Annotated in this window: 2 protein-coding genes; one reads left to right on the forward strand and one right to left on the reverse strand. The window is 72.4% G+C overall.

The annotated features are described in order from the left end of the window. The first annotated feature begins 287 nt into the window (after positions 1 to 287). Complete coding sequence (locus I53_RS14200; RefSeq protein ID WP_043351765.1) at positions 288 to 782, forward strand: cupin domain-containing protein; 495 nt, start codon at positions 288 to 290, stop codon at positions 780 to 782. A gap of 15 nt (positions 783 to 797) precedes the next feature. On the opposite strand, the gene nudC is transcribed toward I53_RS14200, so the two are convergent. Further along, positions 798 to 1,700, reverse strand: coding sequence for an NAD(+) diphosphatase (gene nudC, locus I53_RS14205; protein ID WP_043351766.1), 903 nt, complete (start codon positions 1,698 to 1,700; stop codon positions 798 to 800). Positions 1,701 to 1,815 lie beyond the last annotated feature (115 nt).

Genomic DNA, 1,815 nt, shown 5'->3' on the forward strand with positions numbered 1-1,815 from the left:
GCCCGAACCAGCAGGCCCTGCGGGGCACGGCCGCCGACTTCGCCGACAGGTGGGAGGCGGCGGGGCTCGAAGGGCCGGCGCTGCTGATGGTCGGTACGGCCTTCTCGGACATGCGGAGCGCCGTGACGGAAGACGGGGCGCAGAGCAGGATGGTCGTCTGACCGCACGGATCCCGCGTGCCCCGCGCGGCTTGCGACGATCTGAAACGGTTGCCCTGCCTGGGTAACGGCCCACCCGGACCCAGAACTGCCCGTGGGCCCAGGCCTTGGGCAGAAACGGAGGGTGGAATGACACGGTCATGGATCTGCGCCGCGGCGGCGCTGGCGATGCTCGGCGGTTTCGGGTCGGCTTCGGCGGCCGACCACGCCGGGCTGGTGGTGGTTCCGGATGGCGCCTCCGCCACCTACGAGCCCGGCCCGCCCAACCTGCCCAGAGGGACCCAGATCAGCCGGATCGCGGGCGATCCGTCGAAGCCCGGCGCCTTCGTGCTGCGGGTGAAGGTACCGGCCAATACGGTGATCGCGCCGCACACCCATTCCAAGCCCGAGACGCTGACGATCCTCTCAGGCTCGATCCATCACGCGCACGGGCGGACCCTGGACAAGACCAAGGGTTCGGTGCTGAAGGCCGGCGGCTTCGTCTACCTGCCGGAGGACATGCCGCATTCGCTCTGGACCACCGACGAGCCGGTCGAACTGCAGGTCAACGGCTCCGGGCCGTTCGGGCTGAACTACATCAACCCCGCCGACGATCCGAGCCGGGACGCCGGCAAGCCCGGCTAGAAACGGGCGGGGGGCTCAGGTCTCGCCCGCCACGAACGCGCGCATCAGGTAGTGCGCGATCGCCATGGGCGGCGGGGCCTGGATCCCCTCGGGATGCGTCCCGTCGAGCATCGCCGCGACCGCGTCCCGGTCGAACCAGCGGGCATCCTCCAGCTCGTTCGGATCGGTCACGATGGCCGCGTCGAGGGCCTCGGCGGCGCAGCCGAGCATCAGCGAGGACGGGAACGGCCAGGGCTGCGACGTCCGGTAGGTGACGGCGCCGACGCGGATCCGCGTCTCCTCGAACACCTCGCGGCGGACCGCGTCCTCGATCGTCTCGCCGGGCTCCAGGAAGCCCGCGAGGCACGAGAACATGCCCGGCTTGAAATGCGGTCCCCGGCCGAGCAGGCAGGTGTCGCCCCGGCGCACCAGCATGATCACCACCGGATCGACCCGAGGGAAGTGGTGGGCGTCGCAACCCGGGCATTCGCGCCGGAAGCCGCCGGCCTTCGCCACGGTGGCGGTGCCGCACTTGGCGCAGAAGCCGTGGCGGGCGTGCCAGTCGAGCATCGACTTGGCCACGGCCAGCAGGCCGAGCTCCTCGGCCTCCACGGCGGATTCGGTGGCGATCGACCGCAGGTCGAGGGTGCGGACCGGCGCCTCGGCGAACCGCTCGGCCGCCTCGGCGGGGGCTGCGGCGGCGAAGACGGGCTGCCCGTCCCGGTGCCCGAGGAAGATGCGCGTCCCGCCGTCGAGGCCCGCGGCCTCCGCGGGGGCGATCAGCGCGGTCGATCCGCGCAGCACGATCCGGTCGCCGCAGATCAGGACGAGGCGCGCGTCCGGCGCGTCGAAGGCGGGCACCGCCTCCTCGGGCTGCTCGGACGAGTGGCGGTCGAGGCGGTTGCGGACGAATCCGAGGGTGTCGCGGGGATCGGTCATGCCAGGGTCAGGCCGCGGAGAACAGGGCGCCGGCGCGCTCGAGGAGCTGGGCGCGGGCTTGGGCCGGGTAGGGCTTGCGGGTCTCGAACCCCAGACGGGACCCCGCCAGCCGGAT

The sequence above is a fragment of the Methylobacterium sp. B1 genome (assembly GCF_000333255.1).
Lineage (GTDB): Bacteria > Pseudomonadota > Alphaproteobacteria > Rhizobiales > Beijerinckiaceae > Methylobacterium > Methylobacterium fujisawaense.